The organism is Rhodococcus sp. MurmanLake-1, assembly GCF_056945715.1.
In genome coordinates, this window is the sequence record NZ_JBWZNF010000006.1 from 267,713 (window position 1) to 282,717 (window position 15,005).

The 15,005-nt window shown below is 63.1% G+C and carries 13 protein-coding genes; 10 read left to right on the forward strand and 3 right to left on the reverse strand.

Translation table 11 applies throughout. The features are described 5' to 3' along the window. Position 1 precedes the first annotated feature (1 nt). Both AC2ETI_RS19105 and AC2ETI_RS19110 read left to right on the forward strand, forming a co-directional pair. Positions 2-1,414 carry an acyl-CoA synthetase gene (locus AC2ETI_RS19105; RefSeq protein WP_029255819.1) on the forward strand — a complete coding sequence of 471 codons (1,413 nt, stop codon included), beginning with the start codon at positions 2-4 and terminating at the stop codon, positions 1,412-1,414. A 213-nt stretch (positions 1,415-1,627) separates the two neighbouring features. Beyond that, complete coding sequence (locus AC2ETI_RS19110; protein WP_483634258.1) at positions 1,628-3,229, forward strand: substrate-binding domain-containing protein; 1,602 nt, start codon at positions 1,628-1,630, stop codon at positions 3,227-3,229. A gap of 15 nt (positions 3,230-3,244) precedes the next feature. Here AC2ETI_RS19110 and AC2ETI_RS19115 read toward each other — a convergent pair whose 3' ends face one another. Next, entirely contained in the window at positions 3,245-4,465 is a 1,221-nt protein-coding gene (locus tag AC2ETI_RS19115) for an HNH endonuclease (protein WP_483634259.1), read from the reverse strand. 211 nt (positions 4,466-4,676) lie between these two features. Here AC2ETI_RS19115 and AC2ETI_RS19120 point away from each other — a divergent pair, with 211 nt between their 5' ends. Together AC2ETI_RS19120 and AC2ETI_RS19125 are read left to right on the forward strand one after the other, a co-directional pair. Then, complete coding sequence (locus AC2ETI_RS19120) at positions 4,677-5,651, forward strand: ABC transporter ATP-binding protein (protein ID WP_483634260.1); 975 nt, start codon at positions 4,677-4,679, stop codon at positions 5,649-5,651. Continuing rightward, positions 5,651-6,409, forward strand: coding sequence for an ABC transporter permease (locus AC2ETI_RS19125; protein WP_020908473.1), 759 nt, complete (start codon positions 5,651-5,653; stop codon positions 6,407-6,409). Before AC2ETI_RS19120 ends, AC2ETI_RS19125 begins: the two co-directional genes overlap by 1 nt. 9 nt (positions 6,410-6,418) lie before the next feature. On the opposite strand, the gene AC2ETI_RS19130 is transcribed toward AC2ETI_RS19125, so the two are convergent. Beyond that, positions 6,419-7,801: an amino acid permease gene (locus tag AC2ETI_RS19130; protein WP_020908472.1), complete on the reverse strand. Its 1,383-nt coding sequence runs from the start codon at positions 7,799-7,801 to the stop codon at positions 6,419-6,421. Then, a complete protein-coding gene (gene dapD / locus AC2ETI_RS19135) occupies positions 7,801-8,754 on the reverse strand; it encodes a 2,3,4,5-tetrahydropyridine-2,6-dicarboxylate N-succinyltransferase (RefSeq protein WP_019749368.1) in 954 nt (317 codons plus the stop codon). Before dapD ends, AC2ETI_RS19130 begins: the two co-directional genes overlap by 1 nt. A gap of 49 nt (positions 8,755-8,803) precedes the next feature. Between dapD and dapE the strand changes: the two genes are divergently transcribed. The 6 genes from dapE to AC2ETI_RS19165 all read left to right on the forward strand — a co-directional run bounded on the left by dapE (position 8,804) and on the right by AC2ETI_RS19165 (position 14,998). Further along, positions 8,804-9,874 carry a succinyl-diaminopimelate desuccinylase gene (dapE, locus tag AC2ETI_RS19140; RefSeq protein ID WP_483634261.1) on the forward strand — a complete coding sequence of 357 codons (1,071 nt, stop codon included), beginning with the start codon at positions 8,804-8,806 and terminating at the stop codon, positions 9,872-9,874. Positions 9,875-9,890: 16 nt separating this feature from the next. Then, the gene (locus tag AC2ETI_RS19145; RefSeq protein ID WP_003945176.1) at positions 9,891-10,694 is read left to right on the forward strand and encodes an LOG family protein; all 804 of its coding nucleotides are present in this window, start codon (positions 9,891-9,893) and stop codon (positions 10,692-10,694) included. After that, positions 10,688-11,245, forward strand: coding sequence for an LOG family protein (locus tag AC2ETI_RS19150; RefSeq protein WP_019749366.1), 558 nt, complete (start codon positions 10,688-10,690; stop codon positions 11,243-11,245). The genes AC2ETI_RS19145 and AC2ETI_RS19150 overlap by 7 nt, the downstream gene beginning before the upstream one ends. A gap of 112 nt (positions 11,246-11,357) precedes the next feature. Continuing rightward, complete coding sequence (locus AC2ETI_RS19155; RefSeq protein WP_019749365.1) at positions 11,358-13,130, forward strand: long-chain-acyl-CoA synthetase; 1,773 nt, start codon at positions 11,358-11,360, stop codon at positions 13,128-13,130. A gap of 30 nt (positions 13,131-13,160) precedes the next feature. Next, on the forward strand, positions 13,161-14,060 hold the full coding sequence (gene folP / locus AC2ETI_RS19160) for a dihydropteroate synthase (protein WP_483634262.1): 900 nt from the start codon (positions 13,161-13,163) through the stop codon (positions 14,058-14,060). Further along, positions 14,057-14,998, forward strand: a complete 942-nt coding sequence (locus AC2ETI_RS19165) for a glucosyl-3-phosphoglycerate synthase (RefSeq protein WP_019749363.1) — start codon at positions 14,057-14,059, stop codon at positions 14,996-14,998. Before folP ends, AC2ETI_RS19165 begins: the two co-directional genes overlap by 4 nt. The last annotated feature ends 7 nt before the right edge of the window (positions 14,999-15,005 follow it).

Consider the following 15,005-nt stretch of genomic DNA (forward strand, 5'->3'; position numbering starts at 1 on the left):
GGTGCTGCTGAGATCACTGAACCCCCTTGCTGTCGCCCGCGGTGACGACCTCGACGACGCCGTGACGATCGGTGACACGGTTCTCTCGCGGAGTGCCATTCTCGGTGCCGCGACCTCGGTCGCGGAACGAGTGGCGCAGGCCGATCGGGTTGCCGTATTGGCAACTCCCACAGCAAAAACGATCCTCGCCGTCGTCGGGGCATTGATTGCCGGTGTCACCGTTGTGCCGGTCCCGCCGGACTCGGGGAAGGCTGAGCGGGAGCACATTCTGCGTGACTCGGGTGCTCAGGCGTGGCTCGGTGAAACGGACGACCACTGCGACACTCTGCCGGTAGTTCCCGTCCGGTTGCACGCTCGCTCGTGGCACAGCTATCCCGAACCGGCACCGCAGTCCACAGCATTCGTCCTGTACACGTCCGGTACCACTGGCCCACCGAAGGGCGTTCTGCTCAGTCGCTCGGCCATCGCAGCCGGGATCGACGCGCTCGCCGAGGCCTGGGACTGGACGTGGCGAGACACGCTCGTGCACGGGCTTCCGCTCTTCCACGTGCACGGACTGATCCTCGGAATCCTCGGCCCCCTCCGGATCGGCAGCCGGGTGATCCACACCGTCAAGCCGACGCCGGAAAATTACGCCCGGGCGAAAGGCTCCCTCTACTTCGGTGTTCCCACCGTCTGGTCGCGTATCGCCGAAGACGAAGAAGCTGCCCGCGCGTTGTCCGGTGCCCGACTTCTGGTTTCCGGTAGTGCGCCGCTTCCTGTGCCTGTCTTCGAAAAGTTACGGGACCGAACAGGATTGACGCCCATCGAGCGTTACGGCATGAGTGAGACGATGCTGACTTTGAGCACACGTTTCGACGGCGAGCGACGCCCAGGGTGGGTCGGCGTGCCGCTGCGCGGAGTCGAGACTCGTCTTCGTGACGAGAAGGGCAACGACGTGCCACACGACGGCGAGAGTATCGGCGGTCTACAGGTACGTGGGCCGATGCTTTTCGACGGCTACTTGAACCGTCCAGACGCAACCGCCGAGTCCTGGACGGAGGACGGCTACTTCAAGACCGGTGATGTCGCCGTCATCGACGAGGGTGGGTTCCACCGAATCGTCGGCCGCGAATCCATCGACTTGATCAAAACCGGTGGATTCAGAGTCGGCGCCGGCGAGATCGAGACCGCCATCCTCGGGCACCCTTCGGTGTCCGAAGTTGCGGTGATCGGTGTCCCCGACGCCGATCTGGGTCAGCGGATCATCGCCGTCGTAGTCCGTAAGCCCGGGAGCCCCGAGGTCACCGAAGCTGAATTGGTCGAGTTGGTCGGGGCTGAGTTGTCGGCGCACAAGCGTCCCCGTGAGGTTCGCTTCGCCGAGACTCTGCCGCGTAACGCGATGGGCAAGGTCCAGAAGCGCGAGCTCTTCTGAGAAGAGTGGTTTGCTGAAAAGTCGCTGTGACGCTTGAAGGTTCGTGACTTCGGTCGGACTGTCCCGGAATATGGGCTCGTCGGTTCTCCGACGATTCAGCGCTAGTTGGAATTTCTGTGTTCTTGGCTACACTACCGCCCGGTAGGGATAGCTCCAGTCGCACGCATGCCGTCGGTATGTCCTAGTGCGAGTGGCCTCGGAAGGGCAGATTTCATGGCGGGCGGACGGCATTCGAGTCCTGACAGCGGGCGATCGATCGGGTTCTACGCAGTGGGTGGGTTGGTTGCCGTCGCGGTAGTCGCTACCGGGGTGGTGGTCTTCAAGGCAACACAGTCCGATTCCTGCGAGAGCGTCGACGAGTACTCGCTGGCAGCAGATCCTGCGATCGCGCCTGCAGTCACGGAGATCCTCGCAGAATCGTCGCCGGAGCAGACAGGCTGTTCGCGGATCACGGTCACCTCTGCGTTGCCAGGCGACGTAGCGGGAACCCTGGGTAAGGGCGTGGACGCACCGGACATGTGGATACCGGATTCGACAGCGTGGGTCGGCAAAGCTGCACTGACGGCCAAGGGACCGGTCGCTGCCGCCGGCGGTTCGATCGCCACCTCGCCTGTCGTCCTCGCGTCCGGCGGTGGCGAGCAGTTTGCCAGTTGGCTCACGGCGCTTCAGGTTCCTGATCTCGCGCTGGGCAATCCGTTGTTCACAGGGGTTGCGTCGGCGCCCATTCTCGGAGCCCTCGCGGAGACCGGGGCCACCTCCGAATCGGTTCGAGCGGCCCTCGTACCCCATGCCCAAGCAGAGAGCGTTCGTACCGAAGATCAGCCGGTAGGGCAGAAGATGCTCACCGAATTGGTCAGCTCCGGCAAGGTCGGTGTTTCGACCGAGCAACAGGTCGTCGAGTTCACGAAAGCCGAGTCGAAGATTTCCGCGACAGTACCGGAGACGGGAACCATGATCATGGATTACCCCCTGGTGGTCAGTGCGTCGGCACCGGATCGGCACTACGCGGCAGCGAAGAAGAGTGACGCCATCGCCGACCTGTTGCACAGTGAATCTGCTCAGGAAGTGCTGACACGCAGCGGTTTCCGTACTTCCGGCGGTGGAGCTGTCGAAGGTGGAGTTGGTGACGTGACGGCCTTGACGGTCTCCGAACAGTCGGTGGCCGATCAAACGCTGGGCGCTTGGGCTCTGATGGCCAAGCCGATCCGGACACTCGTTGCGATCGACGTGTCTGCGTCGATGGACTACCCGGCAGCAGGCGGCAAGACGCGCATGCAGTTGACCACTGCTGCCGCTCTCGCCGGCAATCAGGTCTTCCCGGACAGTGTCGCTGCCGGTCTCTGGGCGTTCTCCCAAGGTATGAACGGAACCCAGGACTTTCAGGAATTGGTGCCGATCAGGCGCTACGACACCATCGTCGACGGCATGACTCAGCGAAAGTTGATGGCTGATCAGGCGAACCGTCTCACCGAACTCAAGCGTGGCGCCACCGGTTTGTATGACACGACTCTGGCCGCCTTCCGTAAGGTGCAGGAATCGTACGATCCGCGAGCGGTCAACAGCGTCATCATCTTGACCGACGGTGCCAACGAAGATCCCGACAGCATCAGCCGTGAACAGCTGCTCGATGTTCTCGCACGCGAGCAGGATCCGGCGCGTCCGGTCATCATCGTCACCATCGGCATCACCGATGACGCCGATGCGGCGGCACTCGCCGATATCTCCCGCGTGACGGGCGGTTCGACGTACATCGCTCGAGACCCCTCGGAGATTTCCGAGGTGTTTGTGAACGCACTGGCTCACCGAGGATCGTGAGCCACGCCGAGGACCTCAGGCCGCGTCGGGACCGGCCCAGGGCGTCGGAAGTGGCGGAGCCTCAGACGAATATCGGTGCCCGGTAGGCGTCGTCGTGGTGAAGGTGTGCCGGGTACCTGGTACAGGTTCGGCAGACCAGTCCGAGCCCTGTTTCGCGTAGTTGCATGCCGCGCACAGCCCGGCACCGTTGGCTGCGCTGGTGAGGCCACCCCTGGAGTGATCGCGGATGTGGTCGCGGTGGCGAACCGGCGCGTCGCACCACGGAGTGCGGCAGCTTCGATCACGAAGTTCGATCAATCGTGCCAACCCCTTCGGGAAGGTTCTCGCGGTGGATTCCATTGCGGTCAGTGCGCCCGTATCGGGGCGTGCGTAGAGCTTTCGAACCGTAGTCATGGTTTCGGAGTCCTCGCCGGACAAGGTGATCCATTCACGTGCGATGGCTGCTGGAACAGGTCCGTACCCGTGGACGTGGGCAGGGTCGGAACCGTCGCCGAGTAGCGACTGGTCGGAGACAATCAGATTCACCGTGACGGGTGTCGGTGTGGCGCGGCCGATTCCGGTGACTCGCTCCACCAGGAGATCAGCCATGATCTGAGCTCGCGTGCGATCGTCCCCGCCGGCAAGTACGGAATCTGCATCGCGGCCGAGCGTGGCATATACGACGGTACCCGCGGCAGCGGGAAGTAGGACATTGAGCCAGCACATCGTGTCGGGCGCAGGCCGAGACGTCACACGTCTGTCTCGTACGGCTTTGCGTGCTCGTCTGGCAACACTGTCGGCGTCTATTTCCGCAGTGCGTGCGCGGATTCTTTCTGTCAGTTGGTGGGTGCCACATCCGTCCAAGATTGCAGCGTCGCAGCAGAACTCGCGATCCAATGCAGCGCGATCCTGGACTGTGAGACACGCAGTTTCACGCATGAGAATTGTCGCTTGATGCTCACTGATGGAGCCACGGACGAGTAGTCGAAGTGTGTGCGGCATCTCGTCGTTCAGTGCGCGGGCCAGGTTGAGATGCTGAGTTCCGAACCATGCCGACTCTCGCCGTGCGAGGGCAATCTGCGCGTTGATTCCACGGCCCTGGTACGAGCGCGGAACTCCCCGTTCGCCGCGGTCCTTGCGGGTTACCGTGTCGAGATCGGCAGCCAGCAATGCCTGGGCCCCAGCGCAACTGGCCTTCAGCTCTTCCAGTGCGCGTAGTAGATCCACGCGAGCTGCGTTGTCGATGGAACGATCCATGCTGACGAGTGACGCTCGGAATTGTCCGATCGTCTCTTCGGATATCGTCTGTTTGGATATCGCCTGTTCAGATACTTTCGTCGTCACTTTTACCCCCCGGTAGTGTCGAACATACATTCGATACTAGCGCCGACAGTGAACGCACGCAACGGCTTTCTCTGTTGGCGTCCGAAAGTTCCGACAGTTCGGTTTTCATGGTTGACTGGTCCTCATGATCGAGTTGAGGGGATTGACCAAGGTTTACGGACCGACGAAAGCGGTGGACGATTTGTCGTTCGCGGTCAAGCCGGGCATCGTGACGGGCTTTCTGGGCCCGAACGGTGCGGGTAAGTCGACAACGATGCGGATGATTCTGGGTTTGGATCAGCCGACGTCGGGTGCGGCGTTGATCGAGGGCAAGCCGTACCGGGAGTTGAAGACGCCGTTGCGGACGGTGGGCGCGTTGTTGGATGCGAAGTGGGTGCATCCCAATCGCAGTGCGCGGGCGCATCTGCAGTGGATGGCTGCTTCGAACGGGATCCCGAAGTCCCGCGTCGACGAGGTGCTCGGGTTGGTCGGGTTGTCCGAGGTGGCGGGCAAGAAGGCCGGCGGGTTCTCGTTGGGTATGTCGCAGCGTCTCGGGTTGGCGGGTGCGTTGTTGGGTGATCCGAAGGTGTTGTTGTTCGACGAGCCGGTCAACGGTCTCGATCCGGAGGGCATCGTCTGGATTCGTAAGTTCATGCAGCGGTTGGCGGCCGAGGGTCGCACGGTGCTGGTGTCGAGTCACCTTCTCTCGGAGATGGCGTTGACGGCGGAGCAGTTGGTGGTGATCGGCCGGGGTCGGTTGATTTCGGATTCGACGGTGGCGGAGTTCGTGGATCGTTCGTCGGAGTCGACGGTGCGCGTGCGTAGTCCTCAGCTCGATGCGTTGCGCAGTGTGTTGCTCTCGCAGGGGTTGACGGTGCGTGAGGACGGTTCCGGTGTTGCGCCGGCGTTGGTGGTCGTGGATTCGACGACTGATGTGATCGGTGGTTTGGCTGGTTCGCAGGGAATCGTGTTGTACGAGTTGGCGTCCCAGCAGGGGTCGCTCGAGGATGCGTTCATGAAGTTGACCGGAGACGATGTCCAGTACCACGCATCCGGTATCGAAGCAGTCCCCGAAACTCAGAACGCATACACACAGAAGGCTATGGGAGGTGCACTGTAATGGCTGTTCTCAGTGCTGAACGTATCAAGATCACCACGACCAAATCACCGTTGTGGTGCACGATCATCATCATCGTGCTCGGGTTGGGACTCGCTACGGTTTTCGGACTGAGCGCCAAGTCGTCGCTCAGCAGCCCCAATGGTGCAATGATGCCGACAGTGTCGGGGGCGCTCAGTGGAGTGACCGGCTTCGGTGTGTTGGTTCTGATGATCATGGCGGCTCTCGCGATCACCAGCGAATATCGCTTCGGGACCATCCGCACCACCTTCCAGGCAGTTCCGAACCGCGCTTCGGTGCTCATCGCCAAAGCGGGCCTCATCGGTGGTTTCGGAGCGGTACTGACTCTCGTATTGTCTTTCGGCGCTTTCGCTCTCACGAAGGCCACATCAGGTGACGCCGGAAGATTCCTGACTCTGTCTGGCGACGATAACTGGCGGGTCGTCTACGGAACACCGATCTACGCGTTCTTCTGCGTAGTTCTAGCCGTAGGAGTGGGTGCGTTGCTCCGGCAGTCTGCGGGTGCTATCGCATTACTGCTGTTGTGGCCCTTGCTGATCGAGAATCTGTTCAACCTGTTCGGAAGTATCGGCGAGAAGATCATGCCGTTCCTGCCGTTCATGAACGCCAACAACTTTCTCGGTTCCGGCGGTAGCGTCGACTTCCACTGGGGACCCTGGGGCAGCCTGGTCTACTTCGCCCTCTTCGTGCTCGTCGTATTCGGCCTCAGCATCGTCGTCGTGAACAGGCGGGATGCATAGGCGAACGGATCAGGCGGGCTGATTCTGCTTACGCCAACGGGCGTTCAGGAAACCCAATGCCGCGATCACGAGGAACAACACGGTGGTCGAGATCAACTGTGCACGGGCATCGGCGTCGAAGAGCATGAGGACGACGAAGACGCCAAGCATCGCGAGAGTCGCGTAGCTCAGATACGGGAACAGCCACATACGAACTGTCAGCTTGCCCGACGCTTCGAGTTGTTTACGCAGTCGCAGATGCGAGACGACGATGAAGATCCAGATGACGAGCAGCGCGGCGCCGACTGCGTTGAGCAGGATGCCGAGCAGGTCGTCGGGGAGCAGCCAGTTGAGCAGGACGCTGACGAAGCCGAAGAACACCGACAGCAGAACGGCATTGGTCGGAACTCCGGTGCTCGACAGTTTCGCCATGAAAGCGGGTCCGTCGCCGCGGCGCGAAAGTGAGAACGCCATCCGAGAGGTGCCGTAGATGTTGGCGTTGAACGCGGACAGCAAAGCCACTACGACGACCAGTTCCATGAACCCGGCAACGCCCGGAATGTTCGCCTTGTTCAAGACGGCCACAAACGGGCCGCTCTCGAGTTCGGGGTCGTTCCAGGGCAGCACCAGAACCATGATGGAGATGGCACCGATGTAGAAGACGCTGATGCGCCACACCACGGAGCGGACAGCGACGGCGATGGAGCGTTCCGGATTCTCGGATTCGGCTGCGGCGATGGTGACGATCTCGATCCCACCGAAGGCGAACGCCACGACGAGCAGTCCTGCGGCAATGCCGGACAACCCATTGGGCATGAAGCCGCCCTGCCCGAACAGATTGCTCGTACCGACCGGATCGGTATCGGGGAGGATGCCGAACACCAGCAGGACACCGATGACGAGGAAGGCGATGATGACGGTGACTTTGATTGCGGCGAACCAGAACTCGAACTCACCGAAGTTGCTGACCTTGGCCAGGTTCACCACGGCGAAGAACACCACGAATACCAGGGCGACAACCCATTGCGGGATCGACGGCACCCAGTCGTTCACGATCGCCGAGGCTCCGGTGATCTCGGCACCCAGCACCATGATCAGCATGAACCAGTAGAGCCAGCCCATCACGAAGCCGGCCCACTCGCCGATCCCCAGGCGCGCGTAGTGAGAGAAGGAACCGCTCGCCGGGATCGCAGCTCCCATCTCACCGAGCATGCGCATCACGAACACCACGACGGCGCCCGCAAGGATGTAGGAGATCAGGACGGCCGGGCCGGCCTTGGCGATACCGACGCCGGTTCCGAGGAACAGGCCGGCGCCGATGGCCGAGCCCAGGCCCATCATCGTCAGATGGCGGACCTTGAGACCGTGGCCGAGAGCAGTGGTTGTTCCGTCCGAGACGTCGGTGTCAGTCATCAGTCGTTGGCGTGCAAAGCAGCGTTCAGTTCGACGCCGGTGCCCTTCCACGGCACGACCTCGACGGCACCCGAGACCGAGTTACGACGGAAGAGAAGGTTCGACTTGCCGCTGAGTTCCTTGGCCTTGACGACGGTGCCGTCCGGGCCGGTGACCTTGGTGCCCGCGGTGACATAGAGGCCCGCTTCGAGGACACAGTCGTCGCCGAGCGAAATGCCGAGGCCGGCGTTTGCGCCGAGGAGGCAGCGCTTGCCGAGGGAGATGGTTTCCTTGCCGCCGCCGGAGAGGGTGCCCATGATGGAGGCGCCGCCGCCAACATCGGATCCGTCGTCGACGACGACGCCCGCGGAGATGCGGCCTTCGACCATGGAGTTACCGAGGGTGCCGGCGTTGAAGTTGACGAAGCCTTCGTGCATGACGGTCGTTCCGCTGGCGAGGTGCGCACCGAGTCGGACACGGTCCGCGTCACCGATACGCACTCCGGACGGCACGACGTAGTCGACCATGCGGGGGAACTTGTCGACGCTGAACACGGTCACGACGCCGCGGATGCGCAGACGTGAGCGAACTTGCTCGAAGCCTTCGACGGCGCACGGGCCGAAGTTGGTCCACACGACGTTGCTGAGCAGGCCGAACTGGCCGTCGAGGTTGACGCCGTGGGGTGCGACGAGACGGTGCGAGAGGAGGTGGAGGCGCAGGTAGACGTCGTGTGCGTCGACCGGTGCCTTGGAGAGATCGGCGATGGTGGTGCGGACGACGACCTGCGAGACCTCGCGAGCGTCGTCAGTGCCTGCCAGCAGTGCAAGATCGGAAGGAATGTCTGTTCCCTCGACGTTCTCGGTACCGGTCTTGTCGAATGTTCCCAGCTCCGGTGCCGGGAACCAGGTGTCGAGGACGGTTCCGTCCGCGGTCACGTTGGCGATACCTACTGCTGTTGCTCCCTGTGCGCTCACGGGACTAGAGATTACTGGGTGGTGGGTGCACCGGCCTAGGCTGGTGCGTGTGAGCATCCTCGATCTTGCTTCGGACCCCATCGACTTGACGGCCGCCCTGGTCGACGTCCCCAGCGTCTCGCACGACGAATCCGTCATCGCGCAGGCCGTCGAGGATGCGCTGCGCGAGCAGACTTCGGGCTTCGAGATCATCCGCAACGGCAACGCCGTGTTGGCGCGGACCTCGCGTGGTTTGCCCAGTCGCGTCATGCTCGCCGGACATCTGGATACGGTGCCCATCGCGGACAATGTTCCTTCGCGGCGTGACGGCGACATCCTGCACGGCTGCGGGACCGTGGACATGAAGTCGGGCGATGCGGTCTTTCTGCACCTGGCGGCCACCATCGAGAACCTGGCCCACGATCTGACCCTGGTTTTCTACGACTGCGAAGAGATCGCCGCGACGTACAACGGCCTGGGACGAATCGAACGCGAGATCCCGGAATGGCTCGCGGCCGACGTCGCAATTCTCGGTGAGCCGACGGCCGGTTTCATCGAGGCCGGGTGCCAGGGCACGATGCGGGTTCGGTTGACGGCTTCGGGAACTCGCGCACATTCGGCCAGGTCCTGGCTGGGGGACAACGCCATTCACAAGTTCGGCGGTGCGTTGGAGCGGTTGTCGAGTTACCAGCCGCGCTCGGTCGACATCGACGGTTGCGGCTACCGCGAAGGTTTGTCGGCGGTGCGGATTTCTGGCGGGGTCGCCGGAAACGTCGTCCCGGACGAAGCCGAGATGGACGTCAACTTCCGATTCGCGCCCGATCGCAGCGAGGCGCAAGCCGAGTCGCACGTGCGCGAAGTGTTCGACGGCCTGGGCCTCGGATTCGAGGTCACCGACTCCTCGCCCGGCGCGCTGCCTGGCTTGGCGAACCCGTCCGCTGCCGCCCTGATCGAGGCGGCCGGTGGTCAGTTCCGTGCGAAGTACGGGTGGACCGACGTGTCCAGGTTCTCGGCGCTCGGCATTCCTGCCGTGAACTACGGACCGGGTGATCCGAACCTCGCACACAAGCGCGACGAGCACGTTCCGGTGCAGCAGATCACCGACGTCGCGGCCGTGCTGAGGAAGTATCTGTCGGCCTGACCGTTAGCCTTGCCGCATGGCACCAGAGAAGAATTCGGCTTCGAAGAAGCAGAGCTCGTCGATCAAGCACCGCGGGCCCGTTCAGCTTCGACGCAAGCGCAAGGACGAGAAGACCACGACCGATCAGCGCTTGCTCGACAAGCGCGGACCCACGGACTGGGTACACACCGATCCGTGGCGTGTGCTGCGTATCCAGAGCGAATTCATCGAAGGTTTCGGCGCACTCGCCGAGGTCCCGCGTGCGGTGACAGTGTTCGGTTCGGCACGCACCACGGTCGATCATCCCGAGTACCAATCCGGCCGTGAGCTGGGAACGGCGTTGGCCGAAGCCGGATACGCCGTCATCACCGGCGGTGGACCGGGAGTCATGGAAGCTGCCAACCGCGGTTGCAGCGAGGCCGGCGGATACTCGATCGGTCTGGGCATCGAGCTGCCGTTCGAGCAGGGTCTCAACGAGTGGGTGGATCTCGGAATCAACTTCCGGTACTTCTTCGCACGCAAGACGATGTTCGTGAAGTACTCCCAGGCATTCATCTGCCTGCCGGGTGGCTTCGGAACACTCGACGAGCTGTTCGAGGCACTGACCCTGGTGCAGACCCACAAGGTCACGCGCTTCCCGATCGTCCTGTTCGGTACCGAGTACTGGTCCGGACTCGTCGACTGGATTCGCGGCACCCTCGAGCGTGACGGCAAGATTTCCGAGGGCGACGTGAACTTGCTGCACGTCACCGACAGTGTGGAAGAAGCAGTACGAATCGTCCTCAACGCCGACAAGGGCGTCGACGAGGCCGCAGATCTGGGGAAAGAAGAAGAATGGTGACCGATTCCGACAAGAAGTACTCGATCTGCGTCTACTGCGCGTCGGGTCCGGTGGACGAATCGTTCCTGGCATTGGCGTCAGAAGTGGGAACCGCGATCGGTCGACGCGGATGGCAGTTGGTCTCGGGCGGTGGCAACGTCTCGATGATGGGCGCTGTCGCCGAGTCGGCCCGCGCGGCGGGCGCCTGGACCGTCGGCGTCATTCCGAAGGCCCTGGTGCACAAGGAAGTAGCCGACGTCGATGCCGACGAGCTGATCGTCACGGACACCATGCGCGAGCGCAAGAAGCTGATGGAAGATCACGCCGACGCGTTCATCACGCTGCCGGGCGGAATCGGGACGCTGGAAGAGCTGTTCGAGACGTGGACCGCCGGCTACCTCGGAATGCACGAGAAACCAGTGGTGATGCTCGATCCCGTCGGGCACTTCACCGGCCTGCTCGAGTGGTTGAACAAGCTCGACGGGACCGGCTTCGTCGGGCGTCAGGCTTTGGACACTCTGTTGGTGCGGACGGACGTCGAGGCTGCGCTCGACGCGTGCGTCAGATCCTGATCAGACGCCTGCGTGAAACCCTGACCTGGAGCATGGCGGGCTTTATTACCGTGCAGTAAGGTGGCCGCAGACTGGGCGGCCGAATGGGCGCCGGATACGTGTTAGGGGAGCCATGAGTTCGGAAGCCCGTTCGACCGTCGGCCTGCTTGATCTGGCGGCAAAACTGCCGTCGATGATCACCGAGGTGCCGATCCTGGCGCGGGGGGCCGCCGGGCTCACCCGCAAGCCTTCGGCCAAGGAATCGATCGGGTTGATCTTCCAGAAGGCCGCGCACGCGCACCCGTCGCGCCCGTTCATCCGGTTCGAGGGCCACGCGACCAGTTACGCGGAGGCCAACGAACTGGTGAACCGCTACGCCGACGTCCTCCGCGGACGAGGAGTCGACCGCGGAGACGTCGTCGGAGTGCTGGCAAAGAACACCCCCGAAGCCCTGCTGATCGCGTTGGCCGCCGTCAAACTCGGCGCGGCAGCGGGCATGCTGAACTACAACCAGCGCGACGACGTTCTGGCACACAGCCTTACGCTGCTCGACGCGCGCGTCCTGGTGGTCGCCGACGAGTGCGAAGAGGCCCTCGAATCCTTGCCGGCGGGGTTTACCGGACCGAAGCAGCTTCTCGTCAGTGAACTCGCGGATCTGGCGAAGACGGCTGATGCCGCCAATCCGGCGGTCACCGCCGAGGTGCTTGCGAAGGAGAAGGCGTTCTACATCTTCACCTCGGGTACCACGGGAATGCCCAAGGCCAGCTTGATGACTCACTTCCGTTGGCTGAAGTCGATGTCGGGCCTCGGGTTGATGGGTGTGCGCTTGCGCGGCTCGGACACTCTGTACTGCTGCCTGCCGCTCTACCACAACAACGCGTTGACGGTCTCGCTGTCCTCGGTGCTCGCGTCCGGCGCGACAATCGCGATCGGTCGTCAGTTCTCCGCCTCGCGGTTCTGGGACGACATCGCACTCAACAAGGCGACCGCGTTCACCTACATCGGCGAACTGTGCCGCTATCTGCTCAACCAGCCGGTCAAACCGACCGACAGCGACAATGCGGTTCGGCTGATGGTGGGTAACGGTCTGCGCCCGGAGATCTGGGCCGAATTCACCCAGCGCTTCGGCATTCCCCGCGTCGCCGAGTTCTACGGTGCCAGCGAATGCAACATCGCGTTCGTCAACGCACTCAACGTCGACAAGACGGCCGGCATCTGTCCGTTGCCGCACGCCGTCGTGGAGTTCGACGAGGACACCGGAAAAGCGTTGCGTGGAGCCGACGGTCGCCTTCGCAAGGTGTCCACGGGTCAGGTCGGGCTCCTGCTGTCGAAGGTCACCGACCGAGCGCCTTTCGACGGTTACACCGACGAAGCCGCGAGCAACAGCAAGCTGGTGCGCGGCGGATTCAAGGACGACGACACCTGGTTCGATACCGGAGACCTGGTGCGCAAGCAGGGATGGGGCCACGTCGCCTTCGTCGACCGCCTCGGCGACACCTTCCGTTGGAAGGGAGAGAACGTTGCCACCACGGAGGTCGAGGGCGCACTGAGTTCGCACCCAGCCGTCGAGGAAGCGGTTGTCTACGGCGTCGAGATTCCGGGCACCGACGGTCGTGCGGGCATGGCGGCGGTGAAGCTACGGGACGGTCAGAGTTTCGAGGGCAGTGAAGTCGCGGCTCACCTCTACGGCAAGCTCCCCAACTACGCGGTCCCGCTGTTCATCCGCATCGTCGACTCACTCGAACACACCAGCACTTTCAAGTCGCGCAAGGTGGAATTGCGCAACGAGGGTTACGACGTCGGCGCCGACACTCTGCACGTTCTCGAAGGCCGCGAGGGTGGTTACGTGGACTCGTACGACGAATACGTCGGAAAGGTCGCGGCGGGCTCGGTACCCAAGGGCTAGACCGAGTTCCGTCATGCCAGTATGAGTGGCATGTCTTCACTCTCCGGTTCGACCGCGCAGCCAGGTCCGGCGCCCACCCTGTGTGGGCGTCCGGTCGCGGTCGACCGTGCATTGGTGATGGCGATCGTCAACCGCACTCCCGATTCCTTCTACGACCAGGGCGCGACGTTCTCGGATTCGGCAGCGATGGCTGCCGTCGACAGGGCCGTCGACGAGGGCGCCGATCTGGTGGACATCGGGGGAGTGAAAGCCGGGCCCGGTGACCTCGTCGACGCCGACGAAGAGGTCAGGCGGGTGGTTCCGTTCGTCGCCGCGATCAGAGCCAAGTACCCCGAGCTGATCATCAGCGTCGACACCTGGCGGAGCGGCGTCGCGCGGTTGGCACGCGGCGAAGGCGCCGACCTGATCAACGACACGTGGGCGGGTGCGGATCCCGACCTCGTTGTGGTTGCCGCCGAGACTGGTGCCGGCATCGTCTGCTCGCACACGGGTGGCGCGGTTCCGCGCACCCGCCCGCACCGTGTCCGCTACGACGACGTCGTCGCAGATGTGGTCACCGAGGTTGTGTCGGCGGCAGAACGCGCCCTGGCACTCGGAGTGCCGCGTGACGCGATTCTGATCGATCCCACTCACGATTTCGGCAAGAACACCTTCCACGGGCTCGAGTTGTTGCGGAAAGTGGACGTTCTTGTAAACACCGGGTGGCCAGTGCTGATGGCGCTGAGTAATAAGGACTTCATCGGGGAGACTCTTGGTGTGGAGCTTTCCGAGAGGTTGGAGGGAACATTGGCAGCGACAGCAATGGCCGCGGCTGGCGGCGCCCGGGTGTTCCGTGTTCACGAGGTGGCGTCCACCCGTCGAGTAGTCGACATGGTGGCCGCGATCCAAGGACGACGTGCCCCGGTACGTACGGTTCGAGGTCTGGCATGAGCATCACCGGTGCGGGCCCGACCCGCGTATGGGCAGAAGCCAACAGTTGGGACCATCCGAGTTGGACGGTCGCCGAACTCGAACGGGCGAAGGGTGGCCGAACCGTCTCGGTGGTGTTGCCCGCGCTCAACGAAGAGGACACCGTTGCTGCGGTGGTCGACACCATTCACCCGTTGCTCGGTGGTTTGGTCGACGAGTTGATCGTTCTCGATTCCGGTTCGACCGACCGTACCGCCGAGCGTGCTCGCGCGGCGGGGGCGACGGTGATCAGTCGTGAGAGCGCAGTCCCGTCCATCCCGCCGACCGCGGGCAAGGGTGAGGTGCTGTGGCGTTCGGTCGCCGCAACGACCGGCGATCTGATCGCATTCGTCGACTCCGATCTCATCAATCCCGATCCGGCGTTCGTGCCCAAACTGCTGGGGCCGCTGCTCACGGTGGACGGCATCCATCTGGTGAAGGGCTACTACCGCCGTCCGCTGCGCGTGAGCGGCACGGAGGACGCCAACGGCGGCGGACGAGTCACGGAATTGGTTGCGCGGCCCATGTTGGCTGCGCTGCGGCCCGAACTCACGTCGGTACTGCAACCATTGGGCGGTGAATACGCGGGCACCCGTGAGCTGCTGTCGGCTGTTCCGTTTGCGCCCGGCTACGGCGTCGAGATCGGCCTTCTGCTCGACACGTACGACACGTTGGGGCTGGCGGCGATCGGTCAGGTCAATCTCGGTGTGCGCAAGCATCGCAACCGGCCGCTCGCCGACCTCGGCGTGATGAGCCGGCAGATCATCGGAACGATGCTCCGGCGGTGCGGGATCGAGGATTCGGGTGCCGGGTTGACCCAATTCCTGGTCGACGGCGATTCTTTCGTGCCCGAGACCACTGAGGTTTCGCTACTCGATCGACCCCCGATGAATTCGATAGTGCGCACCGCGGGGGTCTGACCGCTCA

Bases quoted from the DNA above. Each gene is read 5' to 3' on its own strand.
- folP (WP_483634262.1), top strand. From the start codon at position 13,161: ATGTCTTCACTCTCCGGTTCGACCGCGCAGCCAGGTCCGGCGCCCACC.
- AC2ETI_RS19110 (WP_483634258.1), top strand. From the start codon at position 1,628: ATGGCGGGCGGACGGCATTCGAGTCCTGACAGCGGGCGATCGATCGGG.
- AC2ETI_RS19165 (WP_019749363.1), top strand. From the start codon at position 14,057: ATGAGCATCACCGGTGCGGGCCCGACCCGCGTATGGGCAGAAGCCAAC.
- AC2ETI_RS19130 (WP_020908472.1), bottom strand. From the start codon at position 7,801: ATGACTGACACCGACGTCTCGGACGGAACAACCACTGCTCTCGGCCAC.
- AC2ETI_RS19115 (WP_483634259.1), bottom strand. From the start codon at position 4,465: ATGGATCGTTCCATCGACAACGCAGCTCGCGTGGATCTACTACGCGCA.
- AC2ETI_RS19120 (WP_483634260.1), top strand. From the start codon at position 4,677: ATGATCGAGTTGAGGGGATTGACCAAGGTTTACGGACCGACGAAAGCG.
- AC2ETI_RS19145 (WP_003945176.1), top strand. From the start codon at position 9,891: ATGGCACCAGAGAAGAATTCGGCTTCGAAGAAGCAGAGCTCGTCGATC.
- AC2ETI_RS19150 (WP_019749366.1), top strand. From the start codon at position 10,688: ATGGTGACCGATTCCGACAAGAAGTACTCGATCTGCGTCTACTGCGCG.
- AC2ETI_RS19125 (WP_020908473.1), top strand. From the start codon at position 5,651: ATGGCTGTTCTCAGTGCTGAACGTATCAAGATCACCACGACCAAATCA.
- AC2ETI_RS19155 (WP_019749365.1), top strand. From the start codon at position 11,358: ATGAGTTCGGAAGCCCGTTCGACCGTCGGCCTGCTTGATCTGGCGGCA.